Source organism: Pseudomonas sp. S49 (genome assembly GCF_009866785.1).
GTDB lineage: Bacteria > Pseudomonadota > Gammaproteobacteria > Pseudomonadales > Pseudomonadaceae > Aquipseudomonas.
The window spans coordinates 454,548-481,062 of sequence record NZ_CP019432.1 but is presented as its reverse complement, the minus strand read 5'-3'; the positions used below and the strand labels follow the sequence as shown (position 1 = coordinate 481,062).

Here is a 26,515-nt window from a genome sequence, read left to right as displayed (position 1 = left end):
CGACACAGAGGCTCACAAATTTGACGACGAAATGTCGCAAATTCATGTCGCATTTGTGAAAGGTTTAAAGCGATCTGCTGTGCTAGTCAAAGCTTTTTTAATTTTGACCGCAACGACTCAAAGACTACTGTGACGCAGACACCACAAGGCACGCGACCTGGAAGGAAGCGCGCACTCGTAGAAATTTTGAGGTGCTTGGAGAGGCGGCCTGGGTAAGGCCGCCGAATCTTCAGCGAGTTGTTGCCAGTTCCTGTTGGACGCTGGCGACAGTGCGAGGCCAAGGTTTACCAGCCTGAACCTTCGCTGGCAAGGCCTTGATGGCAGAAACGGCCGCATCACGATTGGCGAAGTTGCCGTAGGTGATCACGTAGAGAGGCTTGCCGTTGAGGACTTTCTTGAAATAACGGTACTCGCCACCCTGCTCCTTGACGAAGTTTTGCGCGGCGGATTCCGAACTGGTGCCGAGGATCTGCACCACGTAGTTGCCGGTCGGCTGACCGGCATACCAGCTGCCACCGGCGGCTTTGGCGACGGTGACCGGCTTCTCGGCCGGTTTGGCTGCAGCGACTGGCTTGGCCGGTGCCGGAGCCGGTTTCGCTGCAGGCGCTGCCGGAGCAGGCTTGGCGGTGGCGACTTGCGTCGGCGCCGGCGTCGGCTTGGCGGCAGGCAACGGAACCGGTGTCGGCGCAGGGCCGGCCGGAACGCCCGCAGGCGGTGCGGAAGTAGTAACGGTCGGCGGGGTATCGCTGGAACCTTCCAGCGGCACGCCATCGTCGCCTTCGGTAATGCCACCGGCCGCTTCGGCCAACGGACCGCGCATCACCGGTTGCGAGTTGCCGACCAGCGGCAACGGCATCGGCTGTGTATTACCAGCGAACTCGACGTTCGGTGCGCCGCCATTGGCTGCGCCCTGGCCCAATGGCAACTGTGCCTGTTCATTGGCCGGTGCACCGGTAGTCGGCGCCTTGTTGCGACCCGGCATCAGCCAGGCGGCAGCGACCGCGACCACAACGACGGCGGAAATCGCCAATACGTGTTTCTTCGGCATGTTGAACCCCATACTTGGACGCTTGACCGCAGAGCGGCTGGCAATCATGACTTCGATCAGAGCATCGCGAGCGACCTGGTTGATGTTGCCCGGCCAACCCTCGGCGCTTTCGTGAATATCAGAGATCTGATCTGCGGTGAAAAGTTCGACACCCCGGCCTGCGCCTTCAAGCCGCTGGTCGAGATATTCGCGGGTCTCTTCTTCGGTGTACGGCTGCAATTCGATGACGTGGAAGCGCTCTTCCTCAAGGTGCAAAGCCTCAAGCTGCGCGATCAGCGACGACTCACCGAACAGGAACACGTGCGGGCGACCTTCCGGTGCGCCGGCACCCAACGCCATCAGCGCTTCGAGGGCGGATTCATCGAGCTGCTCGGCGTCGTCCACCAGCAGATAGACTTCCTGACCGGTCAGTGCGAGTTGCACCACCTGATCCAGAATCGCGCCAACTTCGGCCTGAGCGACGTTCAGTGCCTGCGCCACCTGGCGTAGCACGCCAGCAGCATCGCCGGCGCCACGGGCGGAAACCACCACGCTCTGTACCGACTGCTTGTTGGTGCTGGCGACCAGCGCCTGACGCAGCAGCGTCTTGCCGCTGCCTTGCGGGCCAGTGACCACCAGCAGCAACTGGCTGTAACGCGCCAGATGATGCAATTGACCCAGCACCGGTTTGCGCTGGGCCGGGAAGAACTTGAAGCCCGGTACGCGTGGCGCGAACGGGTCGTGACTTAACTGGAAATGGCCGAGGAACGCCTCGTCGGCATGCAAACTAGTCATCGGAATCTTATTAACCTTTAAGCTGAGCCAGGGCGCGGTAATCCGCTCCCAGCGTGGCCTGTAGAACCTCTTTCGGATAATCGTCGGTCACTACCGCTTCGCCCATCCGGCGCAGCAGCACCAGGCGCAGACGACCGTCGATCACTTTTTTGTCGATTGCCATGTGTTGAAGAAAATCGGCCTCGGCCATTTCAGTCGGCGGCACCACCGGCAGACCGGCACGCTGGAACAGCCGAATGCCGCGATCACGCTCCGCGTCACTGATCCAGCCCAGGCGTGCGGACATGTCCAGCGCCATCACCGTGCCAGCGGCGACCGCCTCCCCGTGCAACCAGACACCATAGCCCATGTGGGTCTCGATGGCGTGGCCGAAGGTGTGGCCGAGGTTGAGCGTGGCGCGTACGCCGGTTTCCTTCTCATCGGCGCCGACCACCGCAGCCTTGGCTGCGCAGGAGCGCTCGATGGCATAAGTCAGGGCTTTCTGATCCAGCGCACGCAGGGCATCGACGTTGTCTTCGAGCCAGGTCAGGAACGGTTCGTCGCAGATCAGACCGTACTTGATGACCTCGGCCAGACCGGCGGACAACTCGCGTTCTGGCAGGGTTTTCAGGGACGCGGTATCGATCAGCACGACGTTCGGCTGATAGAACGCGCCGACCATATTCTTGCCCAACGGATGGTTGATGCCGGTCTTGCCGCCCACCGACGAATCGACTTGGGACAGCAATGTTGTGGGGATCTGGATGAAGTCAACGCCACGCTGGTAGCAGGCAGCGGCGAAACCGGCCATGTCGCCGATCACACCGCCGCCGAGGGCGATCACGGTGGTGCGGCGGTCATGACGGGCGGTCAGCAGACCGTCGAAGATCAGTTGCAGGGTTTCCCAGTTCTTGAAGGCTTCACCGTCCGGCAGCACCACGGAGATCACCGAGAACTGCGCCAGGCTGCGGGTCAGACGTTCGAGATAGAGCGGCGCAACGGTCTCGTTGGAGATGATTGCCACCTGCCGCCCATGGATATGCGGAGCCAGCAGCTCGGGCTGATCCAACAAACCTTCGCCAATATGAATCGGGTAGCTGCGCTCGCCTAGATCGACCTTGAGTGTCTGCATGTGTCCCCACAGTGAAGATGGAAGCAGGCGTCCTGCCCTGAATTATTGGTTATCTGCGGCCTATAGCGGGTATGACGCCGCTCGCCCGCCATCCGCCACAACCTCGGCGGGCTGTGACAGGACGCCGAGGATAGCGCATTTCGAGCGATGCTTTAACGGGGAGGCAGCTGCGCCAGACGATCGAGAATATCGAGCACGACCATGCGTGGCGGCCGTTCGTCGGTTTCCACCACCAGATCGGCGATTTCCCGATAGAGCGGATCACGAATCGCCAGCAGGTCGCGCAGGGTTTTCTCCGGATTGGCGGTGCGCAGCAACGGCCGATTGCGGTCGCGCGACGTGCGGCCGACCTGCTGTTCAACGGAGGCGTGCAGATACACCACTCGCCCGCCCTCATACAGCGCCTTGCGATTGGCATCGCGCATGACGGCGCCACCGCCGGTCGCCAACACCACGCCGTCGAACGCGCACAGCTCGGCAATCATCGCCTGCTCACGGTCACGAAAGCCGGGCTCGCCTTCCTTGTCGAAGATCCACGGGATATTGGCGCCCGTGCGCAGTTCAATTTCCTTGTCGGAATCTTTGAACGGCAGGCGCAGCTCTTTGGCCAGCAACCGGCCGATGGTGCTTTTGCCAGCGCCCATCGGTCCTACAAGAATCAAATTTCGCACAGAATCAACGACTCACAGCAATCGCCTGGTTATTCATGATACGTGGTGTGAGAAATACCAGCAGCTCGGATTTTTTCTCCGAAACCACATCACGCCGGAAAAGGCGGCCAAGATACGGCACATCGCCAAGAAATGGCACCTTATCTACGACCTTGCTTTGAGTATTTGAGAAAACGCCCCCAATCACGATGGTTTCGCCGTCGTTGACCAGCACCTTGGCGTTGACCTCGTTTTTCTTGATTGGCGGTACATCCTGCACTTTGTTCAGGTAATCCGGTTCGTCCTTGGTGACCTTGACCTCCATGATGATGCGATTGTCGGGGGTGATCTGCGGCGTGACTTCCAGCGACAGCGAGGCCTCCTTGAACGACACCGACGTGGCGCCACTGGAGCTGGCTTCCTGATACGGAATCTCGGTGCCTTTGAGGATTTTCGCGGTTTCCTTGTCGGAGGTGACCACTTTCGGCTGCGAGACGATTTCTCCGTTACCGGTTTTCTCCATGGCCGTCAGTTCAAGATCGAGCAAGACGTTGTCGGTGATGAAAGCGATGCCGATTCCTGAAGTATTGTTGACGGTGCCCATGTCGACGAACGGCGAGTTGGTACTGGTGCTGCCGGGAGTACCAATGGTGGTCGACGATCCGTTGACCCCGGAGGCGTTCCAGTTGCCCTTGTTCTGGATCGAACCGCCCCAGCGCACGCCCAGGCTTTTGTCGTAATCGACGTTAGCTTCGACGATCCGCGCCTCGATCATCACCTGACGTACCGGTATATCCAGCTGTGCCACGATCCGCCGCAGTTCGTCGAGACGATCCTGAGTCTGATAGGCAATGATGTTGTTGGTCCGCTCATCGACAGTAATCGAACCGCGCTCGTCGATTTTAGCCTCGGCACTGGTCACCGACTGGAACAGCTTGGCGATGTCCGCTGCTTTCGCGTAGTTCACTTGCAACAGTTCGCGACGCAGCGGTGCCAGTTCGGCGATCTGTTTCTGCGACTCCAGTTCCTGACGTTCGCGGGCAGCGATTTCATCGGCCGGAGCAACCAGCAGCACATTGCCGATCTTGCGTTTATCCAGCCCCTTGGTTTTCAGCACCAGATCCAGCGCCTGATCCCACGGCACGTTCTGCAGGCGCAAGGTGATGCCACCCTGCACCGTGTCGCTGGCGACAAGGTTGAGGTTGGTGAAATCGGCGATCAGTTGCAGCACTGAACGCACATCGATGTCCTGGAAATTCAGCGAGAGCTTTTCGCCGACGTAAGCCTGACGATCGACGTTACGCTTTTGCAGATCATCGGCGGTCATCGGGCGGATGCTGACGGTCAGTTTGTTGTCGGTCTGGAAAGTCGAATACTCGTAAGTACCACTGGGTTCAACCGTAATAACCGTGCGATCAGCGGTCACTCCGGCATTGACGAACTGCACCGGGGTGGCGAAATCCTTGACGTCGAGGCGTACCCGCAGCTTTTCCGGGAGTTGTGTGCGGGAAAAGCTGAGGATGATCTTGCCGTCATGCTCCTGGATATCCGGAGCGATGGTCGGGTCGGAGAGGTCAATGACCACGTTGCCTTCACCTGCCGTACCCCGCTGGAAATCTACGCCGCGAATAGCCCGGCTTTTCGGCACAACTGCCTTGGCCGGCGCTGCAGCCGCAGGGCGTGGCGCAACGACAGCAGATCGCGGCGCTGCCGCCGGCGCGCCCTGCCCAACCACCACGAACAGATTGTTGCCCGCGACCCGCGTGGTGTAAGGCGCCAGTTGCGTGAGACTCACGATCAGCCGCGTGCGATCCTTGGCCTCGACCACCGTAGCGGTGCGTGCATTGCCGCTGCCCAGATCAAGGTTCTTGCTGGCCAATTGACTGGCGACACCGGGCAAATCGAGGGCGATGCGTGCCGGTGATTCGGTGGTGTAGCCCTTGGGCTGTGGCGGTGGGCCGTCGAACGACAGCTTCAGCTCGACGCGATCACCCGGCAACGCCGCCACATCCAGCGTCTTCAGATTGGCCGCGAGTACCATCGGCGACATCAGCGCTATCCATAGCGAAAAACCGAGGGTGGAGAAAATCCTGTTCATTGTTCGACTTCCACTATGAGTGCTCTTTCAAAGGAATGGTGCGCGGACGCTCCAGCCAGGCGCCTTCGCCGTCGGGGACGATTTCGACGACATCGACCTGGGTGGCGCTGATGGCGACGATGCGACCGTCATTGCGCCCCAGGTAATCGCCGACTTTCAGCCGATGCACCCCGCCCGCCCCGCGCAACAGCGCAAAGGAGCCGGAAACATTGGAGATCGTGCCGACCATCTCGAACTGCTCGATGTTGAAACCTTCGAGGTATTGCTTGACCCGGTTGGGGTCGGGTTTGACGTTGCGCGAGCCATGTTTCTGGCCGGCCAGATCAACGCGCACCTGGCGCGAGAACGGACTGCGCAGGTTGGCCGCGCTGTAAGTGAATGTGGGGTAAGACCGGAATGTCGGGGTTGGTTCAATCCTGCCCGCCGGGCGCAGGCGCACTTCGTTCATGTAAGCGTCGAGATCGCTGAAGTCATCACTGCTACCACAACCGTTCAACGCGAGCAGCGTCATCGCCAACGCGATGTAACGAACCGGGCTCATTTCTGCAGCCCCTTGTCGTTGTAGCGGTAGGTCTTGGCAAGGATGCTCATGCGCAGCTTCGGCCCGCCGTCTTTATTGGCCGGAGCGAGTTCGAAATCATGCAGGGTGACGATGCGCGGTAGCCCGGCCACGCCACTGACGAACGTGGCGAGGTCGTGGTAAGCACCGGTGACAGTAATCTGAATCGGCAACTCGATATAAAACTGCTGGGTGACTTCTGGCAGCAGTTTGATCTCTTCAAACTCCAGGCCGCTGCCCAGCCCCGTGCGAGTGATGTCTTCCAGCAAGCCCGGCACTTCGGTGTCACTGGGCAATTGCCGCAGCAATACGCCGAAGGTATTTTCCATCTCCTTCATTTGCTGGGTGTACAGCTCAAGATTGGCTGACAGGCGCGCCTTGCTGGCAAATTGTTCCTTGAGCGTAGCTTCCTCTTCGCGCTTGGCATCCAGCTGGTTTTCCAGATCACTGATGAAAAAGTTATAGCCAAGCGCCAACACCAGCACCATCAACAGCGCCCCGGCGATGGCTTTCACTGCCCCCGGCCACGAGCCGATGTTGCTGGTATCGAGGTCGTTGAAATCGATGTCGCGCAAGCTTTCCAGCCATTCGGACGGCTTCATTGCTCGTCCTCCACGGTTCGGGGCTGGGTTTGCCGTACCGTCAGCTCAAAGGTATTGGCCTGATCCACCTGGCCCTCGGTCGTCGCCTTCACCTCGTTGAGGCCCGGCGCGTCGAACCAGTCGGAGGCGTCCAGATTGCGCATCAACTCGGAAATCCGGTTGTTCGATTCAGCGGCACCGCTGATCGACAGGGTTTTGCCGGCCATCTTCACATCGGTGAAATACACCCCGTCAGGCAGCGTGCGTGCCAATTGATCGAAGATTCGTCCGCTGATCTGCCGGTTGCCTTGCAGATCCTGGATGATGCGCATGCGTTCGACCAGCTGCTGGCGACGCGCCTTGAGATCGCTGATCTGTTTGATCCGTTCGTCGACCACGGCAATCTGCTTGCCGATGTAATCATTGCGCGCCACTTGTCGTGCAATGGCGGTGCTGATGACCTGATCGGCAATCAACACCGCACCGACCGAGCCGACGACGACACCGATCAAGGCCAGCAGGAAGCGTTTGCGCCGTTCTTCGCGGCGCTCTTCACGCCAGGGCAGGAGGTTGATCCGCGCCATCAGTCGAAACTCCTGAGCGCGAGCCCGCAGGCGATCATCAGGGCCGGCGCGTCGCTGGCCAGCGCTCCGGCATTGACCTTGCTGCTCAAGGCCATATTGGAAAACGGATTGGCCACTTGCGTCGGCGTCTTCAGGCGCTGCTCGATCAGCCGGTCCAGCCCCGGCACTGAGGCCGTACCGCCGGCCAGCAGAATGTGGTCGACCGCGTTGTATTGCCCGGAGGCGAAGAAGAACTGCAACGAGCGCGACACTTGCTGTACCAGCGCTTCACGAAACGGCTGCAAGACCTCGCTGATGTAATCATCGGGCAGACCGCCCTGCTTTTTCGCCAGCCCCGCCTGCTCGATGGTCAGGCCATAACGGCGCTGGATTTCTTCGGTCAGTTGCCGCCCGCCGAACAATTGCTCGCGGGTGTAGATGATCTTGCCGTTGTGCAGAACGCTGAGGGTGGTCATGGTCGCGCCGATATCGACGACGGCGACAGTGAGCCGCTCTTGCGTGGCCGCCAGTTGCGTGGCGAGCAGCCCGAAAGAGCGTTCCAGCGCATAGGCTTCGACATCGACGACCCGCGCAGTCAGCCCGGCGAGTGCCAGCGCCGCTTCACGGACTTCGACGTTTTCCTTGCGACAGGCAGCCAGCAGCACGTTGACCCGTTCAGGGTTGCGCGGCGAAACGCCCTGGACTTCGAAATCGATGGCAACTTCGTCCAATGGATAGGGAATGTATTGATCGGCCTCGATCTTGAGCTGGTTTTCCAGTTCGTCATCGGACAGCCCGGCGTCCATTTCGATGATTTTGGTAATCACCGCCGAACCGGCCACTGCGACTGCAACGCCCTTGAGCCCGGTACGCGCCTTGACCAGCACCCGACTCAGGGCCTGGCCAACGCCTTCGAGTTCGGCGATGTTTTTCTCGACCACAGCGTTGGCCGGCAATGGCTCGACCGCGTACGCCTCGACCCGGTAGCGATCACCCTGACGGCTCAGTTCCAGCAGCTTCACTGACGTGGAACTGATGTCGATCCCCAGTAACGTATTGGCCTTTTTATTGAAGAGTCCCAGCACTACCAATTCCCTATGACTTTCCGTGAGTTACGGACTCTGTAATACGCATTGCGTTCCTTCACCCCGTCTTGACAGAAGCGCAAATGACGCCCCCAGCAGAAAAGTGCTTATAATGCCCAGCGTTTTTTTCCGCTTTTTACTGCAAGCGCGGGCTGTTCTGTGTGTAGCCGGAACCCCGTCGCCAAATTCATTCTTTGCCCTGGATGTCCAAACGCCTTGATTCGTCTGCTGAAATTTTTCGGTTGGTCCATCGTCGCCGTTTTCTGCGGACTGCTTTTAGGTCTCAGCGGCGCGTTTCTTTACCTTAGTCCGGGTTTGCCCTCTGTGGAGGCTCTGCGAAGCATTCAGTTGCAGATTCCATTGCGGGTTTACTCCAGCGACAACAAGTTGATCGCAGAATTTGGCGAAATGCGCCGGACTCCGATCCGTTTCGCCGACATTCCACCCAATTTCATTAATGCGTTACTAAGTGCTGAAGACGACAATTTCGCCAACCACTACGGCGTCGATCCGAGCAGCCTGATGCGCGCCGCGACCCAACTGGTCAAAAGCGGACACATTCAGTCCGGCGGCAGCACCATCACCATGCAGGTGGCGAAGAACTTCTTCCTGACCAGCGAACGCAGCTTCTCGCGCAAAACCACCGAAATTCTTCTGGCCCTGCAGATCGAGCGGCAGCTGACCAAGGACGAAATCCTTGAGCTGTACGTGAACAAGATCTATCTGGGCAACCGCGCCTACGGCATCGAAGCGGCGGCGCAGGTGTATTACGGCAAGTCGATCCGCGATGTCAGCCTGGCGCAGATGGCGATGATCGCCGGCCTGCCGAAAGCGCCGTCGCGCTTCAACCCGCTGGCCAACCCGGCGCGCAGCAAAGAGCGTCGCGACTGGATCCTCGGGCGCATGTACAAGCTCGGCAAGATCACCGAAGCGGACTACACCGCCGCGATCAACGAGCCGCTGAACGCCAGCTATCACGTGCCGACCCCGGAAGTGAATGCGCCGTACATCGCCGAGATGGCCCGCGCCGAAATGGTCGGCCGCTATGGCAGCGATGCCTACACGGAAGGTTTCCGCGTCACCACCACGGTGCCGAGCAACCTGCAGGAAATGGCCAACACCGCGCTGCACGAAGGCCTGATGACCTACGACCAGCGTCACGGCTACCGTGGCCCCGAGTCGCGCCTGCCGGGCAAAACCCGCGAGGCCTGGGCCAGCGAACTGACCAAGCAGCGCACGATCAGCAGCCTGGAGCCAGCCATCGTTACCCAGGTCGACAAGAACGGCCTGCAAGTGCTGACCCGCACTGGCGAGGAACACGTTGCCTGGGACACCATGAAATGGGCGCGGCCGTTCCTCAACACCAACAGCATGGGCGCCAACCCGCGTCAGCCGTCGGATGTGGCGCAGGTCGGCGATCTGGTTCGCGTGCAGCGTCAGAAAGACAATTCGTTGAAGTTCAGCCAGATCCCGCAGGCACAAGGTGCGCTGGTTTCGCTGGATCCGCAGAACGGGGCGATTCGCTCGCTGGTCGGCGGTTTCGCCTTCGAACAGAGCAACTACAACCGCGCGATGCAGGCCAAGCGTCAACCGGGCTCGAGCTTCAAGCCGTTCGTCTACAGCGCTGCGCTGGACAGTGGTTATACCGCCGCCACCTTGGTCAATGACGCGCCGATCGTGTTCGTCGACGAGTACCTGGACAAGGTCTGGCGTCCGAAGAACGACACCAACACCTTCCTCGGCCCGATCCGCTTGCGTGAGGCGCTGTACAAGTCGCGTAACCTGGTATCGATCCGCCTGCTGCAGGCCATGGGCGTGGGCAAGACCATCGACTACATCACCCGTTTCGGCTTCAACAAGCAGGATCTGCCGCCGAACCTGTCGCTGGCGCTGGGCACCGCAACGCTGACGCCGATGGAGATCGCCACCGGTTGGAGCACGTTCGCCAACGGCGGCTACAAGATCACCCCGTACATCATCGACAAGATCGAAAGCCGCAACGGCGACACGCTGTTCGTCGCCAACCCGCCGACCGTGCCTCAGGGTGGTTCGGCGACGGACGGCATTGCAGCGCCGGAGACTCAATCGTTCACGGTCAATGCCGCGCCGGTTCCGGGTGAAGCGCCGGGCAACGCTGCCGTACCGCAAGCGCCAGCCGTGGCCGAGCGCATTGTCGACGGTCGTACCACCTACATCCTCAACAGCATGTTGCAGGACGTGATCAAGCTCGGCACTGGTCGCCGTGCGCTGGCCATGGGCCGCAGCGATATCGCCGGTAAAACCGGTACCACCAACGAATCGAAAGACGCGTGGTTCTCCGGTTACAACGCCGATTACGTGACCACGGTGTGGACCGGCTTCGACCAGCCGGAGAGTCTCGGTCGTCGCGAGTTCGGTGGCACCGTGGCGCTGCCGATCTGGATGAACTACATGTCGGCCGCGCTGAAGGACAAGCCGCCGCATGTTCAGCCTGAGCCGGAAGGTTTGCTGAGCCTGCGCGTGGATCCGGTCAGTGGTCGTGCGGCGACACCAAGCACACCAGGCGCGTACTTCGAACTGTTCAAGTCTGAAGACACGCCACCGTCGGTGAATGAACTGGGCAACGGCACTGCGCCGGGCAGCCCGCTGCCGGCGGATGAGCAGGCGCCGATCGATTTGTTCTGATCCAGCGGTATTGAAAAGCCCCGCCTTCGGTTGAAGTGCGGGGCTTTTTATTGCCTGAGGATCAAGAGCCCCCTCACCCTAGCCCTCTCCCGGAGGGAGAGGGGACTGATTGGGGGATGCTGGTGAGTGATGCCGACCTGAACGTGCTGTGTTGAATCCATAGGCGCTAATGCACTTTCAGGTCGGTGTATCTCGCGAATCTTCCACGGTCAGTCCCCTCTCCCTCAGGGAGAGGGTTAGGGTGAGGGGGCTCTTGATCTTCGGGCAATAAAAAGCCCCGACTCTCACGAGCCGGGGCTTTTGGTTGAAGCGCTACAACGACTTAGCCGTTGAACACGTCATCCACGCTTTTCAGCGGGTAGTTCTTCGGATACGGCAGGGTCGCCACACCGGTCTCGATTGCGGCTTTGGCCACAGCGTCGGAGATCAGGGTGATCAGGCGTTTGTCCATTGGCTTCGGAATAATGTACTCACGACCGAATTCCAGCGGCGCGCCACCGTAGGCATCGCACACGTCCTGAGGAACCGGCAGCTTGGCCAGTTCACGCAGGGCGTTGGCCGCAGCCACTTTCATTTCTTCGTTGATGCGCTTGGCGCGAACGTCCAGGGCACCACGGAAGATGAACGGGAAGCCCAGTACGTTGTTGACCTGGTTCGGGTAGTCCGAACGGCCGGTGGCCATGATCACGTCGCTACGGGTGGCGTGCGCCAGTTCCGGGGAGATTTCCGGGTCCGGGTTCGAGCAGGCGAACACGATCGGGTTGGCCGCCATCGACAGCAGGCCTTCAGCGCTCAGCAGGTTCGGGCCGGACAGACCCACGAACACGTCAGCGCCTGCCAGTGCGTCAGCCAGGCTGCGCTTGTCGGTTGCGTGAGCGAATACTGCTTTGTACTGGTTCAGGTCGTCACGGCCGGAGTGGATCACGCCGGTACGGTCAACCATGAAGATGTTTTCGATGCGTGCGCCCATGCTCACCAGCAATTTCATGCAGGAGATGGCAGCAGCGCCGGCGCCCAGGCAGACGATTTTCGCTTCTGGCAGGGTTTTGCCAGCGATTTCGAGGGCGTTGATCATGCCCGCAGCGGTCACGATCGCGGTGCCGTGCTGGTCATCGTGGAATACCGGAATGTCGCACTGCTCGATCAGAGCACGTTCGATCTCAAAGCACTCTGGCGCCTTGATGTCTTCCAGGTTGATACCACCGAAGGTGATGGAGATGCGTTTTACCGTGTCGATGAAGGCTTGCGGGCTTTCGGAGTCGACTTCGATGTCGAAAACGTCGATGCCGGCGAAGCGCTTGAACAGTACGCCTTTACCTTCCATCACTGGCTTGGAGGCCAATGGGCCGAGGTTGCCCAGACCGAGAATCGCGGTGCCATCGGAAATGACTGCAACCAGGTTGCCCTTGCCGGTGTATTTGTAGGCCAGTTCAGGATCGCGAGCGATCTCACGCACTGGTTCAGCTACGCCGGGGCTGTAGGCCAGCGACAAGTCGCGAGCGGTAGCAGTGGCCTTGGTGAGCTCGACACTCAGCTTCCCTGGACGAGGATTGGCATGATATTCGAGAGCGGCAGTTTTCAGATCAGACATTTTGGCATTCCGCTTTTTACTGTTGGACAGACTGGTCAGCGAGGATACGCGCCTCGCAAAGTCCCCACAAGACTGAGCGGTCACCCCTGTCAAGCGCCCTGCCCTACGACTTTGGGCCAAGAGCCACGGCGCACAAGGGCTGGACTGTTCACAATCGACAGAAAAAATGTCTACAATTTTTCTTCAGCGCGGCGTTTGCAACATCGCAGGATCCGTCAACGGAAGTAGCCAGCGCGACTGACCGGATTGCAATCCACCGCGCCGGGAACGATCAACGATCCAGCCGCGAGCCTCGATCTGCTTGCCTTTCAGCGCCTGCAAACGGGCATTGTCGAATTGTCCGACCAGATTGGGTGCAACGCGCAATACAAGCGCATCCTGCAACTCGATCCAGATTCCGCCGCGATTGCGCTGAACCTTGCTCACACGCCCACTGATCACGGCGAAACCCGAGCGCTGGATCTGCTCCGCTTTCAGTACAGGCGACTGCCGCCAAAGGCCCAGCCCGGTGTTTCGCGCGCTGCGTTCGGCGGCTTGCTGACAGACAACAAGATCGACATTCGGCGCCACCGCGACCTGGAAACCGAGGCCATCGGCGAGCATTTGTGCTTCGAGATTGGCGCCGCTGGCGCTGTAAATATGCGCGAGCGTACGCCCGTAATGGTCTTTGGCTTGCTTGCCGGGGCGCAAACCGACACGTCCGCCGCTGGCATCGATCAGCGCTTGCAGGCGTTTTCGCGCCGCCACGGCGAAGGGTTCATCGCCACGGCCCTGCTTGCCCAGCTCAGGCGTGTTGAGGCCGATCATGCGTACGCTGCGACCGTCGCTCAAGCGCAGCGTGTCGCCATCGACCACGCGCTGCACCGTGACGCTGGCCAGTCCCGCAGGCGCCGGGCAGAAGGCCTGCGCGCCGGATAGCCAAATCGCAGACACAAAAAAGGCGCCCGCGAGGGACGCCTTTTTCAGCAACGAGGAAAAGCCCACCGGGCTCTTCAACCTTACTCTGCAGCAGCAGGTTTCTTGCCGAAAGCACCGAAACGGTCTGCGAAGCGCTGAACGCGGCCGCCAGTGTCCAGAGTCTTCTGCTTACCGGTGTAGAACGGGTGGCATTCGTTGCAAACGTCGATTGGCAGAGCTTTGCCGAAAGTCGAACGAGTTTCGAACTTGTTGCCACAGCTGCAGGTAACAGCGATGACTGGGTAATTCGGGTGAATATCAGCTTTCATGGTGTCTTCCTCAGCTAGCGTGCCGCCACCCAACACTATTGTTGAATACCGCACGTAATTAGGCCGCGGATTCTACCAGACCTTTTCAAACACGCAAGCTGTCACCGAGACCGACCGTCTGCTAGGCTCCCGGCCCAATACGCGATTCCCTTGTAGGAGTGAGCCTGCTCGCGATAGCGGTATTTCAGACGACATAAATGTTGAATGACAGACCGCTATCGCGAGCAGGCTCACTCCTACAAGGTTATGTGCCTAGCCCTCCCGCCTGTTGATAGAGATCCCCCCGCGTGCCCGACGCCATTCTGCGCCTTGCCCTGCCATCGCCCCTGCGCCGCCTGTTCGACTATCGGGCGCCGGCCGGCGTGCTGCGCGAACAATTGCAGCCGGGCATGCGCCTGCGGGTGCCGTTCGGCCGGCGCGAGATGATTGGCATTCTGGTCGAGGTCACGGACACCAGCGAAGTGCCGGTGGAGAAACTCAAACCGGCGCTGGCCCTGCTCGATGCCACGCCGCCGCTGCCACCGGCGCTGTTCAAGCTGTGCCTGTGGACGTCGCAGTATTATCAGCACAGCCTCGGCGACACCTTGAGCTGGGCGTTGCCGGTGCTGTTGCGCCAGGGCGAACTGGCCGAGGCTCGGCAAGAGCGCTTCTGGTCAGCCGTCCCCGGCGCCAGCCTTGATGACCCGCGCATTGCCCGCGCACCGCGCCAGCGTGAGGCACTGGCAACTCTGGCTCAGCATCCGCACGGCGTCGCCCATCAGCTGCTGAGCAAACTGATGTTGAGCAAAGACAGTCTCGATCTGCTGCTGGCCAAAGGTCTGGTGCAAGTGGAAATCCGCCGCCACGCACCCGGCGCGCGCCATGAGCACTGGCTGGCGCAACCGGAATTACCGCTCAACACCGAACAGCGCGCCGCATACGAGGCGATCCGCGCCGGGTTCGACAGTTATCATGCGTTCCTGCTGGCCGGCGTCACCGGCAGCGGCAAGACCGAAGTCTATTTACAGCTGATCCGTGAAACCCTCGAAGCCGGCAAGCAGGCCTTGGTACTGATCCCGGAGATAAACCTCGGCCCGCAGACCCTGGCGCGCTTCGAGCAGCGTTTCAATGCGCGCATCGCCCTGCTGCACTCGGCGGTCAATGACCGCGAGCGCCTCGATGCCTGGCTCGCAGCGCGCGATGGCGAGGCCGACATCATTATCGGTACCCGCTCGGCGCTGTTCACGCCGATGAAAAACCCCGGACTGATCATCATCGATGAAGAGCACGACGGCTCTTATAAACAGCAGGAAGGTTTGCGCTACCACGCCCGCGATCTGGCGCTGGTACGTGCACGGCAGGAAAACATCCCGATTGTGCTGGGCTCCGCGACGCCATCGCTGGAAAGCCTGCACAACGCCTACACCGGTCGTTATGGCCTCCTACGCCTGAATGAGCGTGCCGGCGGTGCCAAGCAACCACGTTTCCTGCGTCTGGACGTAAAAAGCCGTCCACTGGACAGCGGTATTTCCGGGCCGATGCAACAAGCCATCGGCCAGACCCTCGCCAACGGCCAACAGGTGCTGGTGTTCCTCAACCGTCGCGGTTTCGCACCGACGTTGCTCTGCCACGACTGCGGCTGGATGTCCGAGTGTTCGCGCTGCGATGCGCGGATGACTGTGCACCAGCGCTACGGCGAACTGCGTTGCCATCACTGTGGCTACGTCGAGCGCACACCGCGCCAGTGTCCGAAGTGCAACAAGGTTGATTTGCGCCCCGTGGGCGCGGGCACGGAACGCGCAGAAGAACGCCTGGCGATTCTGTTCCCTGATTACCCGGTGCTACGGGTCGACCGCGACAGCACGTCACGCAAAGACGCGATGAATCAGTTGTTCGCGACAATTCAGAAAGGTCAGCCGTGCATTCTGGTCGGCACGCAGATGTTGGCCAAGGGGCATCACTTTCCACGGGTGACCCTGGTGTCGATTCTCGATGCTGACGGCGGTTTGTTCTCCGGTGACTTCCGCGCCAGCGAGCGCATGGCGCAGTTGATCGTGCAGGTGGCCGGGCGTGCCGGGCGGGCAGAAGAGCCGGGCAAGGTGATCATTCAGACGCACCTCGCCGACCATCCTTTATTGGTGCAGTTGACCGAACAGGGGTATTTCGCCTTTGCCGAGCAGGCCTTGAGCGAGCGCCGGGCTGCCGGGTTACCGCCGTTTTCGCACCTGGCGTTGTTGCGTGCCGAAGCGCACAAGCCGGGACAGGCGGAAGGCTTTCTTGATGAGGCGTGCAGCGAGGCCGAGCGCTTGTTGGCAGAACAGAATCTGAGCGGGATCGAATTGCTCGGGCCAGTGCCGGCACCGATGGAACGCCGCGCCGGACGCTATCGCGCGCAACTTTTGTTGCAGGCAACGGCGCGGGCGCCGCTGCATCGGTTGCTGGCGAGTTGGTTGCTGGTGCTGGAGCAGATGCCGAGCGGGCGGGCGGTGCGCTGGTCGCTGGATGTCGATCCCGTCGATTTGTATTGAAGATCAAAAGATCGCAACCTGCAGTTCCTACAGAGTTAATCGCGTTTACCTGTAGGAGTTGCCGAAGGCTGCGATCTTTTGCCTTTAATGTCACCACATATCCATAAGCTGCCTGCTAAGGTTGGCAAGCCCGTCTTCGCAACGGATAATGCCCAGTTTTTCCACCCGCGCATCGATGCGCCCGCCGCGCTTGCGGTCGAAAGAGAAGACCATGAAAGACACCATTCGCCAGCTGATCCAACAAGCCCTCACCCAACTCGTCAACGAAGGTGTGTTGCCTGAAGGCCTGACGCCGGCGATTCAGGTGGAGAACGCCCGTGACAAGACCCACGGCGACTTCGCCAGCAACATCGCGATGATGCTGGCCAAGCCTGCGGGCATGAAACCGCGCGATCTGGCGGAAAAAATCATCGCCGCACTGCCGGCTGACGAAAACGTCACCAAGGCCGAAATCGCTGGCCCAGGCTTCATCAACTTCTTCCAGAACACCCAGGCGCTGGCCTCGCGTCTCGACGCTGCATTGGCTGATGCCCATGTTGGCGTACGCAAGGCTGGCCCGGCGCAGCGCACCGTGGTCGACCTGTCGGCGCCGAACCTGGCCAAAGAGATGCACGTTGGCCACTTGCGCTCGACCATCATTGGCGACGGCGTGGCCCGCGTACTGGAATTCCTCGGCGACGAAGTGATCCGTCAGAACCATGTTGGCGACTGGGGCACCCAGTTCGGCATGCTGATGGCGTATCTGCAGGAAAACCCGATCACCAGCGACGAGCTGTCCGACCTGGAAAACTTCTACCGCGCCGCCAAGCAGCGCTTCGACGAATCCGCAGAGTTTGCTGACCGCGCCCGTGGTCTGGTGGTCAAGCTGCAGGCGGGCGATGCCGAGTGCCTGGCGCTGTGGACCAAGTTCAAGGACATCTCGCTGTCGCACTGCCAGAAGATCTACGAACTGCTCAACGTCAAACTGACCATGGCCGACGTGATGGGCGAAAGCGCCTACAACGACGACCTGATCAACGTGGTCAACGATCTGAAAGCTGCCGGCATGCTGGTCGAAAGCAACGGCGCGCAGTGCGTGTTCCTCGACGAGTTCAAGAACGCCGACGGCGACCCGCTGCCGGTGATCATCGTCAAGGCTGACGGCGGTTACCTGTACGCCACCACCGACCTGGCCGCCGTGCGCTACCGCAGCGGCAAGCTGAAAGCCGATCGCGCGTTGTACTTTGTCGATCAGCGTCAGGCTCTGCACTTCCAGCAAGTGTTCGCCGTGGCGCGCAAGGCCGGTTTCGTCACCCATCCGATGGAGATGGAACACATGGGCTTCGGCACCATGAACGGCGCCGATGGCCGTCCGTTCAAGACCCGTGACGGCGGCACCGTGAAGCTGATCGACCTGCTGACCGAAGCGCAGGAACGCGCCTACAGCCTGGTGAAAGAGAAAAACCCGGAGCTGGCCGAAGACGAGCTGCGCAACATCGCCAAAGTCGTCGGCATCGGCGCGGTGAAATACGCCGACTTGTCGAAGCACCGCACCAGCGACTACAGCTTCAACTTCGACCTGATGCTGAATTTCGAAGGCAACAGCGCGCCGTACCTGCTATTCGCCTACACCCGTGTGGCCGGTGTGTTCCGCAAATTGGGCAAGGACTTCAGCGAAGTCGATGGCCAAATCGTGCTCGAGGCGGAACACGAACTAGAGCTGGCGGCGAAACTGGCGCAGTTCGGCGAAGTGCTGAACGGCGTCGCTGAAAAAGGCACGCCGCATATTCTCTGCACTTATCTGTACGACGTTGCCGGTTTGTTCTCCAGCTTCTACGAGAACTGCCCGATCCTCGCTGCCGAAACCCCGGCCCAGATGCAGAGCCGTCTGCGCCTGGCCGCGCTGACCGGTCGCACCCTCAAGCAAGGCCTGGAGCTGTTGGGTCTGGAAACTCTGGAGCGTATGTAAGTTGGCCGCCAAGAAAAAACCTGCACCCAAGCGTGGCGCCAGCCGTTACCAAGCTCCTGCGAAGCAACCGATTCCGGGCTGGCTGTGGATGGCCATCGGCCTGACGGTCGGCGCGTTCATCGTGTTTCTGATGAAGCTCGAGCCGGGCAAGGGCAGCGATACGGTCAAGCGCGAGAAGGTCGAACAGGCACAACAGCAGAAAGCGTCGAAGATCGCCGAGGCCAACAAGACCCCGCCAAGCCCGACGCAACCGGTGAAACCGAAGTACGACTTCTACACCCTGCTGCCGGAATCGGAAGTGATCGTGCCGCCGGACGCCGTGCCGGAGAAGACTTTGCCGACGCCACAAGTGCCGGCCATCCCGACCACGCCGGTGACCCCGGCGGAAGCGGCGAAGATCGACACCGCGCGCGCGCAGGCAGCATTGGCCGGGATTACCCCGCCGCCAGCGCCACCGGTGAGCAAAGCGGCGCCGGTGACCAAGTTCTTCTTGCAGGCGGGTTCGTTCCGCAAGGAATCCGATGCCGACAAAGTCCGCGCGCAGATCATTCTGCTCGGCCAGGCGGTAGCGGTTGAATCCGGCACAGTGAAGGATGAAACCTGGTATCGCGTATTGGTCGGCCCGTTCAGCAACCGTGAACAACTGACCACCGCACAGAAACAACTGGCCGGCGCCGGCTTCAGCAACCTGTTGTTACAACAACGCCAGAGCCGCTGACGCTCGGCCGATCGTTCCCACGCTCTGCGTGGGAACGCCTCAAGGGACGCTCTGCGTCCCAGCAGTGAAGGGACGCGGAGCGTCCCGGGCTGCATTCCCACGCAGAGCGTGGGAACGATCAAAATACAAGACACCGCTCGTCCCATCTCCTGCGCTACGGTTGAAATCCTCTCCAGCACCCCCATATGAATGGGCATAAGGCACTTTCGCCCCGCTGTGTGGAGACTCTTCCCTTGACCACCATCGTTTCAGTCCGCCGTCACGGCAAAGTCGTCATGGGCGGCGACGGCCAGGTTTCTCTCGGCAATACCGTGATGAAAGGCAACGCGAAAAAAGTCCGTCGCCTGTACCACGGCCAGGTCATCGCCGGTTTTGCCGGTGCCACCGCTGACGCCTTTACCCTCTTCGAACGTTTCGAAGGCCAGCTTGAAAAACATCAGGGCCACCTGGTGCGCGCCGCTGTCGAACTCGCCAAAGAATGGCGCACCGACCGCTCCCTGAGCCGCCTCGAAGCTATGCTCGCGGTCGCCAACAAGGACGCCTCGTTGATCATCACTGGCAACGGTGACGTGGTCGAACCCGAAGATGGCCTGATCGCCATGGGTTCCGGCGGCGGTTACGCGCAGGCTGCGGCCAGTGCCCTGTTGAAAAAGACCGACCTGTCGGCCCGCGAAATCGTCGAAACCGCCCTCGGCATCGCCGGCGACATCTGTGTATTCACCAACCACACTCAGACCATTGAGGAGCAGGATCTCGCTGAATAAGCCTGACGCGGCCCTGTGCCACGGCTTGTTTCTGCTTGAGGACCGTCAATTACTATGTCCATGACTCCCCGCGAAATCGTCCACGAACTCAACCGCCACATCATCGGCCAGGACGATGCCAAGCGCGCCGTCGCGATTGCCCTGCGCAACCGCTGGCGCCGCATGCAGCTGCCTGAAGAGCTGCGCGTTGAAGTGACCCCGAAGAACATCCTGATGATCGGCCCGACCGGTGTCGGTAAAACCGAAATCGCCCGTCGTCTGGCGAAACTGGCCAACGCGCCGTTCATCAAAGTCGAAGCGACCAAGTTCACCGAAGTCGGCTACGTTGGCCGTGACGTCGAATCGATCATCCGTGATCTGGCCGACGCCGCGATCAAGATGCTTCGCGAGCAGGAAATGACCCGCGTGCGCCATCGCGCCGAAGACGCCGCCGAGGATCGTATCCTCGACGCACTGCTGCCGCCGGCCCGCATGGGCTTCAGCAATGAAGAAGCGCCGAGCAGCGATTCCAACACTCGTCAGCTGTTCCGCAAGCGCCTGCGCGAAGGTCAGCTGGATGACAAGGAAATCGAGATCGAAGTCGCTGAAGTCGCCGGCATCGAAATCGCCACGCCGCCTGGCATGGAAGAGATGACCAACCAGTTGCAGTCCTTGTTCGCCAACATGGGCAAGGGCAAAAAGAAAGCGCGCAAGCTCAAGGTCAAAGAAGCGCTGAAGCTGGTGCGCGACGAAGAAGCCGGGCGTCTGGTCAACGAAGAAGAGCTGAAAGCCAAGGCGCTGGAAGCGGTTGAACAGCACGGCATCGTGTTCATCGACGAGATCGACAAAGTCGCCAAGCGTGGCAACGTCGGCGGCGCCGATGTCTCCCGTGAAGGTGTACAGCGCGACCTGCTACCGCTGATCGAAGGCTGCACCGTCAACACCAAACTGGGCATGGTCAAGACCGACCACATCCTGTTCATCGCATCCGGCGCGTTCCACCTGAGCAAGCCGAGCGATCTGGTGCCTGAGCTGCAAGGTCGTTTGCCGATCCGCGTCGAACTCAAAGCGCTGAGCCCGTCGGACTTCGAACGCATCCTCAGCGAACCGCACGCTTCGCTCACCGAGCAATATTGCGCGCTGCTGAAGACCGAAGGCCTGAACATCCAGTTCCAGCCGGAAGGCATCAAGCGTCTGGCGGAGATCGCCTGGCAGGTCAACGAGAAGACCGAGAACATCGGTGCCCGTCGTCTGCACACGCTGCTTGAGCGTCTGCTGGAAGAGGTGTCGTTCAGCGCCGGCGATCTGGCCAGCACGCACGATGAGAAGCCGATCCTGATCGACGCCGAATACGTCAACAGCCACCTCGGCGAATTGGCGCAGAACGAAGACCTGTCCCGTTATATCCTGTAAGCCACTCTTACAGATGTAATGGAACTGTGGGAGCGAGCCTGCTCGCGAAGACGGCGGTACATTCAACCTTTGTGTTGGCTGAACCACCGCTTTCGCGAGCAGGCTCGCTCCCACAAGGTTCCGCACCAGACGGATACCTGCTCATGATCCCCACCGACATCAAACTGCACAAAGCCTCGAAAACCCTGACGCTCACCTACGCGTCCGGCGAGGAATACACCCTGCCCGCCGAATACCTGCGCGTGCACTCCCCCTCCGCCGAGGTCCAGGGCCACGGCAAACCGATCCTGCAATTCGGCAAGCTCAACGTCGGTCTGAGCAAGCTGGAACCGGCCGGTCACTACGCACTGAAACTGACCTTCGACGACGGTCACGACAGCGGCTTGTTCACCTGGGATTATCTCTACGAGCTGGGGCGACGTCATGACGCACTCTGGGCCGATTATCTGGCCGAGCTCAAAGCGGCGGGCAAGACCCGCGATCCGAACGAGTCAGTCGTCAAGCTGATGCTCTAGCCCGTGCCTTGCGCTCATTAGAGGGCATTTTCTAAATTCATCTGTTTGAATGCTCTGCTGTGTGGCCGAGGATCGGCCTGCTTGCGAAAAAAATTAAACTCGGGTAACCAATGGAGCTGGCAAGTTCCCTGCAATGCTCTACGACTGTAAAGCAGCTATGCAGAATTAACGGTCACCCGAGCAGTAGTACCTGGCATTGGCTGTGGAACTGCACAGCAGAAAACCGGGTACTCGTCTCAGGACAATGGAGCGTCGTAGATGAGTAACAAGAATAACGATGACCTGAAGTACCAAGCCTCGGAAAACACCCTGGGGCTTAATCCCGTCGTTGGGCTACGCGGAAAGGATCTGCTGGCCTCTGCTCGTATGGTGCTGAAACAGGCCATCAGACAACCGATCCATAGCGTCAAGCACGTCACCCATTTCGGCCTCGAACTGAAGAACGTGTTGTTCGGCAAATCCGAACTGCAACCGGCAGGCGATGACCGTCGCTTCGCTGATCCTGCGTGGAGCCAGAACCCGCTCTACAAACGCTATCTGCAAACTTACCTGGCGTGGCGCAAGGAACTCCATGCCTGGATTGATGACAGCAGCCTGTCACCCAAGGACATTGCCCGCGGCCACTTCGTCATCAACCTGATGACCGAAGCCATGGCCCCGACCAACACTGCTGCCAACCCGGCCGCGGTAAAACGCTTTTTCGAAACCGGCGGCAAAAGCCTGCTCGATGGCCTCTCGCATCTGGCCAAGGATCTGGTACACAACGGCGGCATGCCGAGCCAGGTCAACATGGGCGCGTTCGAGGTCGGCAAGAGCCTCGGTGTCACCGAAGGCGCGGTGGTATTTCGCAACGACGTGCTGGAGCTGATCCAGTACAAGCCGATCACCGAGCAAGTCCACGAGCGTCCATTGCTGGTGGTGCCGCCGCAGATCAACAAGTTCTACGTATTCGATTTGAGCCCGGACAAGAGTCTGGCGCGCTTCTGCCTGCGCAATAACGTGCAGACGTTCATCGTCAGCTGGCGCAACCCGACCAAGGCGCAGCGCGAGTGGGGCCTGTCGACTTACATCGACGCGCTGAAAGAAGCCGTCGACGTGGTCACCGCGATCACCGGCAGCAAAGACGTGAACATGCTCGGCGCCTGCTCCGGCGGCATCACCTGCACCGCCCTGCTCGGCCACTACGCGGCGATCGGCGAGAAGAAGGTCAACGCCCTCACGCTGCTGGTCAGCGTGCTCGATACGACGCTGGACAGCGACGTCGCCCTGTTCGTCGACGAGCAGACCCTGGAGACCGCCAAGCGCCACTCGTATCAGGCCGGCGTGCTCGAAGGCAAAGACATGGCCAAGGTTTTCGCCTGGATGCGCCCCAACGATCTGATCTGGAACTACTGGGTCAACAACTACCTGCTCGGCAACGAGCCGCCGGTGTTCGACATCCTGTTCTGGAACAACGACACCACCCGGTTGCCAGCGGCGTTCCACGGCGACCTGATCGAGATGTTCAAAAACAACCCACTGATCCGCCCGAATGCACTGGAAGTGTGCGGCACGCCGATCGACCTCAAGCAGGTCACGGCCGACATCTTCTCGCTGGCCGGCACCAACGACCACATCACCCCGTGGAAGTCCTGCTACAAGTCGGCGCAGTTGTTCGGTGGCAAGGTGGAATTCGTGTTGTCGAGCAGCGGCCATATCCAGAGCATCCTGAATCCGCCAGGCAACCCGAAATCGCGTTACATGACCAGCGAAGAAGTGGCTGCCAATGCCGATGAATGGCAAGAGAACTCGACCAAGCACACCGACTCCTGGTGGCTGTACTGGCAGACGTGGCAGGCCGAGCGCTCGGGCAACCTGAAAAAGGCCCCGCTGAAACTGGGCAACAAAGCGTATCCGGCGGGTGAAGCCTCGCCGGGCACTTATGTACATGAAAGATAGCGGCAAGCCACAAGCTACAAGCCGCAAGCTGAGCAGGTTCTGCTTGAAGCTTGCGGCTTGTAGCTGCTCCACTCTAACCCGAAGGGCCTGAAGCATGCCGCAACCGTTCATATTCCGTACCGTCGATCTGGATGGCCAGACCCTCCGCACGGCGGTACGCCCCGGCAAGCCTCACTTGACGCCCTTGCTGATTTTCAACGGCATCGGCGCCAACCTGGAGCTGGTGTTTCCGTTTGTCGCGGCGCTGGACCCGGATCTGGAAGTGATCGCCTTCGACGTGCCTGGTGTCGGCGGCTCGTCCACGCCTAATCGGCCATATCGCTTTCCCGGCTTGGCCAAGCTGACCTCGCGCATGCTCGATTACCTCGACTACGGTCAGGTCAACGTCATTGGCGTGTCGTGGGGTGGCGCGCTCGCGCAGCAGTTCGCCTACGACTACCCCGAGCGCTGCAAGAAACTGGTGCTGGCGGCGACCGCGGCCGGTGCGGTGATGGTGCCGGGCAAACCGAAAGTGCTGTGGATGATGGCCAGTCCCCGGCGCTACATCCAGCCGTCCCATGTGATCCGCATCGCCCCGCTGATCTACGGCGGCTCGTTCCGTCGCGACCCGACCCTGGCCGCTAGCCACGCGGCGAAAGTGCGTTCGGCGGGCAAGCTCGGTTACTACTGGCAATTGTTCGCCGGCCTCGGCTGGACCAGCATTCACTGGCTGCACAAGATCCATCAGCCGACGCTGGTGCTGGCCGGCGATGACGATCCGCTGATCCCGCTGATCAACATGCGCATGCTCGCCTGGCGTATTCCCAACGCCCAACTGCACATCATCGACGACGGTCATCTGTTCCTGATTACCCGTGCTGAAGCGGTGGCGCCGATCATCATGAAATTCCTCCAGGAGGAACGTCAGCGCGCGGTGATGCACCCGCATCCGACACCGCTGGGCGGTTAACCCCGGCGGCAGGCTTTATGCAGGCCTTTGGCAAAGAGTGCGCGGCAGGACGCCGCGCAGGCAGTAACCCGCAACAGCGTCTATGGTGTTCTGGTTCGGTGAGTTTGTTTTTGACCTGAAGACGAAGGAGTGTTGAGTCATGCGCGACAAACCAGCGACGGGCGGAGTGCCCAGCCCCGCCGTGTTCATCAACGCACAAAGTGCGATCACCGGCCTGCGTGGCCGGGACCTGATCTCGACCTTGCGCAGCGTCGCCGCCCATGGCCTGCGCAATCCGATTCACAGTGCGAAGCACGCGTTGAAACTTGGCGGTCAATTAGGGCGCGTGCTGCTCGGCGAAACCCTGCACCCGACCAATCCGAACGACAGCCGTTTCACTGATCCGGCGTGGAGCCTCAACCCGTTTTACCGGCGCAGCCTGCAGGCCTATCTGGCCTGGCAGAAGCAGGTCAAAAGCTGGATCGATGAAAGCAACATGAGCCCGGACGACCGCGCTCGTGCGCACTTCGCCTTCACCCTGCTCAACGACGCCGTGGCGCCGTCCAACACCCTGCTCAACCCGGTGGCGGTCAAGGAGCTGTTCAACTCCGGCGGGCACAGCCTGGTGCGCGGCCTCAGCCATTTGTTCGATGATTTGCTGCACAACGACGGCCTGCCACGCCAAGTGACCAAACAGGCTTTCGAGGTCGGCAAGACCGTCGCCACCACCACCGGTTCGGTGGTATTTCGCAACGAGATGCTGGAGCTGATCCAGTACAAACCGATGAGCGAAAAGCAGTACACCAAGCCGCTGCTGGTGGTGCCACCGCAAATCAACAAGTACTACATTTTCGACCTCAGCCCACACAACAGCTTCGTCCAGTACGCACTGAAGAATGGCCTGCAAACGTTCATGATCAGTTGGCGCAACCCGGATGTGCGCCATCGAGAATGGGGCCTGTCGACCTACGTCGAAGCGGTGGAAGAAGCGATGAACATCTGCCGGACGATCACCGGCGCCCGCGAGGTCAACCTGATGGGCGCCTGCGCCGGCGGCCTGACCATCGCCGCCCTGCAAGGCCATTTGCAGGCCAAGCGGCAACTGCGCCGGGTCTCCAGCGCGACCTATCTGGTCAGCCTGCTCGACAGCCAGATCGAAACCCCGGCCACGCTGTTCGCCGATGAGCAGACCCTCGAAGCGGCCAAGCGCCGTTCCTATCAGAAAGGCGTGCTCGACGGTCGCGACATGGCCAGGATCTTCGCCTGGATGCGCCCCAATGATTTGATCTGGAGCTACTTCGTCAACAACTACCTGTTGGGCAAAGAGCCACCGGCCTTCGACATCCTCTACTGGAACAACGACAACACCCGCCTGCCGGCGGCATTTCACGGTGACCTGCTGGACTTCTTCAAGCACAACCCACTGACCCATCCGGGTGGTCTGGAGGTTTGCGGCACGCCCATCGATCTGCAGAAAGTCACCGTCGACAGCTTCAGCGTCGCCGGCATGAACGACCACATCACCCCGTGGGATGCGGTGTATCGCTCGACCCTGCTACTCGGTGGCGAGCGGCGTTTCGTGCTGTCCAACAGCGGCCATGTGCAGAGCATCCTCAACCCACCAAGCAACGCGAAAGCCGCGTACGTCGAGAACGGCAAAATGAGCAGCGACCCGCGCGCCTGGTATTACGACGGCAAGCACGTCGATGGCAGTTGGTGGCCGCAGTGGCTGGAGTGGATTCAGCAACGCTCCGGCGCCCAGCACGAAACCTCGTTCACCCTCGGCAATCCGAACTATCCACCGATGGAGGCAGCGCCCGGTACTTACGTGCGTGTGCGCTGACGCTTAACCGAA

22 protein-coding genes are annotated in these 26,515 nt (G+C 60.5%); 10 read left to right on the top strand and 12 right to left on the bottom strand.

Going from position 1 to position 26,515, the window contains the following annotated elements; all coding sequences use genetic code 11:
* Positions 1–229: 229 nt before the first annotated feature.
* The 8 genes from PspS49_RS02115 to PspS49_RS02080 form a co-directional block, all read right to left on the bottom strand.
* Positions 230–1,822 (bottom strand): AAA family ATPase, encoded by a 1,593-nt coding sequence (locus PspS49_RS02115; protein WP_150750143.1) that lies wholly within the window; start codon positions 1,820–1,822, stop codon positions 230–232.
* Positions 1,823–1,832: 10 nt separating this feature from the next.
* Positions 1,833–2,933 carry a 3-dehydroquinate synthase gene (gene aroB / locus PspS49_RS02110; RefSeq protein ID WP_160037936.1) on the bottom strand — a complete coding sequence of 367 codons (1,101 nt, stop codon included), beginning with the start codon at positions 2,931–2,933 and terminating at the stop codon, positions 1,833–1,835.
* A gap of 152 nt (positions 2,934–3,085) precedes the next feature.
* Positions 3,086–3,604 (bottom strand): shikimate kinase AroK, encoded by a 519-nt coding sequence (aroK, locus tag PspS49_RS02105; RefSeq protein ID WP_045122915.1) that lies wholly within the window; start codon positions 3,602–3,604, stop codon positions 3,086–3,088.
* 4 nt (positions 3,605–3,608) lie between these two features.
* On the bottom strand, positions 3,609–5,681 hold the full coding sequence (gene pilQ / locus PspS49_RS02100) for a type IV pilus secretin PilQ (RefSeq protein WP_150776184.1): 2,073 nt from the start codon (positions 5,679–5,681) through the stop codon (positions 3,609–3,611).
* 13 nt (positions 5,682–5,694) lie between these two features.
* Positions 5,695–6,222 (bottom strand): pilus assembly protein PilP, encoded by a 528-nt coding sequence (locus PspS49_RS02095; protein ID WP_160037934.1) that lies wholly within the window; start codon positions 6,220–6,222, stop codon positions 5,695–5,697.
* Positions 6,219–6,842, bottom strand: a complete 624-nt coding sequence (pilO, locus tag PspS49_RS02090; RefSeq protein ID WP_127925528.1) for a type 4a pilus biogenesis protein PilO — start codon at positions 6,840–6,842, stop codon at positions 6,219–6,221. Before pilO ends, PspS49_RS02095 begins: the two co-directional genes overlap by 4 nt.
* Complete coding sequence (locus PspS49_RS02085; protein WP_150650018.1) at positions 6,839–7,405, bottom strand: PilN domain-containing protein; 567 nt, start codon at positions 7,403–7,405, stop codon at positions 6,839–6,841. Before PspS49_RS02085 ends, pilO begins: the two co-directional genes overlap by 4 nt.
* Positions 7,405–8,469: a pilus assembly protein PilM gene (locus PspS49_RS02080; protein WP_127925526.1), complete on the bottom strand. Its 1,065-nt coding sequence runs from the start codon at positions 8,467–8,469 to the stop codon at positions 7,405–7,407. The genes PspS49_RS02085 and PspS49_RS02080 overlap by 1 nt, the downstream gene beginning before the upstream one ends.
* A gap of 216 nt (positions 8,470–8,685) precedes the next feature.
* On the opposite strand from PspS49_RS02080, the gene PspS49_RS02075 reads away from it, so the two are divergent.
* Positions 8,686–11,133 (top strand): penicillin-binding protein 1A, encoded by a 2,448-nt coding sequence (locus PspS49_RS02075; protein WP_160037932.1) that lies wholly within the window; start codon positions 8,686–8,688, stop codon positions 11,131–11,133.
* Positions 11,134–11,455: 322 nt separating this feature from the next.
* Here the strand turns inward: PspS49_RS02075 and PspS49_RS02070 are convergent, their stop codons facing one another.
* From PspS49_RS02070 to rpmE, 3 genes are all read right to left on the bottom strand, one after another.
* Positions 11,456–12,724 (bottom strand): malic enzyme-like NAD(P)-binding protein, encoded by a 1,269-nt coding sequence (locus PspS49_RS02070; protein WP_064117089.1) that lies wholly within the window; start codon positions 12,722–12,724, stop codon positions 11,456–11,458.
* Between the two features lie 183 nt (positions 12,725–12,907).
* Positions 12,908–13,708, bottom strand: a complete 801-nt coding sequence (locus PspS49_RS02065; protein WP_150750289.1) for a thermonuclease family protein — start codon at positions 13,706–13,708, stop codon at positions 12,908–12,910.
* 14 nt (positions 13,709–13,722) lie between these two features.
* Complete coding sequence (rpmE, locus tag PspS49_RS02060) at positions 13,723–13,950, bottom strand: 50S ribosomal protein L31 (protein WP_016984589.1); 228 nt, start codon at positions 13,948–13,950, stop codon at positions 13,723–13,725.
* A gap of 287 nt (positions 13,951–14,237) precedes the next feature.
* Here rpmE and PspS49_RS02055 point away from each other — a divergent pair, with 287 nt between their 5' ends.
* A complete protein-coding gene (locus tag PspS49_RS02055) occupies positions 14,238–16,457 on the top strand; it encodes a primosomal protein N' (RefSeq protein ID WP_160037930.1) in 2,220 nt (739 codons plus the stop codon).
* Positions 16,458–16,547: 90 nt separating this feature from the next.
* On the opposite strand, the gene PspS49_RS29960 is transcribed toward PspS49_RS02055, so the two are convergent.
* Positions 16,548–16,670, bottom strand: a complete 123-nt coding sequence (locus tag PspS49_RS29960; protein WP_256579857.1) for a hypothetical protein — start codon at positions 16,668–16,670, stop codon at positions 16,548–16,550.
* Between PspS49_RS29960 and argS the strand changes: the two genes are divergently transcribed.
* The 8 genes from argS (at position 16,669) to phaC (PspS49_RS02015) (ending at position 26,503) form a co-directional block, all read left to right on the top strand.
* Positions 16,669–18,405 carry an arginine--tRNA ligase gene (argS, locus tag PspS49_RS02050; protein WP_127925524.1) on the top strand — a complete coding sequence of 579 codons (1,737 nt, stop codon included), beginning with the start codon at positions 16,669–16,671 and terminating at the stop codon, positions 18,403–18,405. The genes PspS49_RS29960 and argS overlap by 2 nt on opposite strands.
* Position 18,406: 1 nt before the next feature.
* The gene (locus tag PspS49_RS02045; protein WP_137218577.1) at positions 18,407–19,123 is read left to right on the top strand and encodes an SPOR domain-containing protein; all 717 of its coding nucleotides are present in this window, start codon (positions 18,407–18,409) and stop codon (positions 19,121–19,123) included.
* Positions 19,124–19,356: 233 nt separating this feature from the next.
* The gene (hslV, locus tag PspS49_RS02040; RefSeq protein ID WP_016984593.1) at positions 19,357–19,887 is read left to right on the top strand and encodes an ATP-dependent protease subunit HslV; all 531 of its coding nucleotides are present in this window, start codon (positions 19,357–19,359) and stop codon (positions 19,885–19,887) included.
* Positions 19,888–19,941: 54 nt separating this feature from the next.
* Positions 19,942–21,279, top strand: a complete 1,338-nt coding sequence (gene hslU / locus PspS49_RS02035) for an ATP-dependent protease ATPase subunit HslU (protein ID WP_064388878.1) — start codon at positions 19,942–19,944, stop codon at positions 21,277–21,279.
* Between the two features lie 143 nt (positions 21,280–21,422).
* Positions 21,423–21,794: a DUF971 domain-containing protein gene (locus PspS49_RS02030; RefSeq protein ID WP_174245039.1), complete on the top strand. Its 372-nt coding sequence runs from the start codon at positions 21,423–21,425 to the stop codon at positions 21,792–21,794.
* Between the two features lie 258 nt (positions 21,795–22,052).
* Positions 22,053–23,732: a class II poly(R)-hydroxyalkanoic acid synthase gene (gene phaC / locus PspS49_RS02025; protein ID WP_077570403.1), complete on the top strand. Its 1,680-nt coding sequence runs from the start codon at positions 22,053–22,055 to the stop codon at positions 23,730–23,732.
* Positions 23,733–23,826: 94 nt separating this feature from the next.
* The gene (phaZ, locus tag PspS49_RS02020) at positions 23,827–24,681 is read left to right on the top strand and encodes a poly(3-hydroxyalkanoate) depolymerase (protein ID WP_034152967.1); all 855 of its coding nucleotides are present in this window, start codon (positions 23,827–23,829) and stop codon (positions 24,679–24,681) included.
* A 139-nt stretch (positions 24,682–24,820) separates the two neighbouring features.
* On the top strand, positions 24,821–26,503 hold the full coding sequence (gene phaC / locus PspS49_RS02015; protein WP_160037928.1) for a class II poly(R)-hydroxyalkanoic acid synthase: 1,683 nt from the start codon (positions 24,821–24,823) through the stop codon (positions 26,501–26,503).
* Positions 26,504–26,515: the final 12 nt, after the last annotated feature.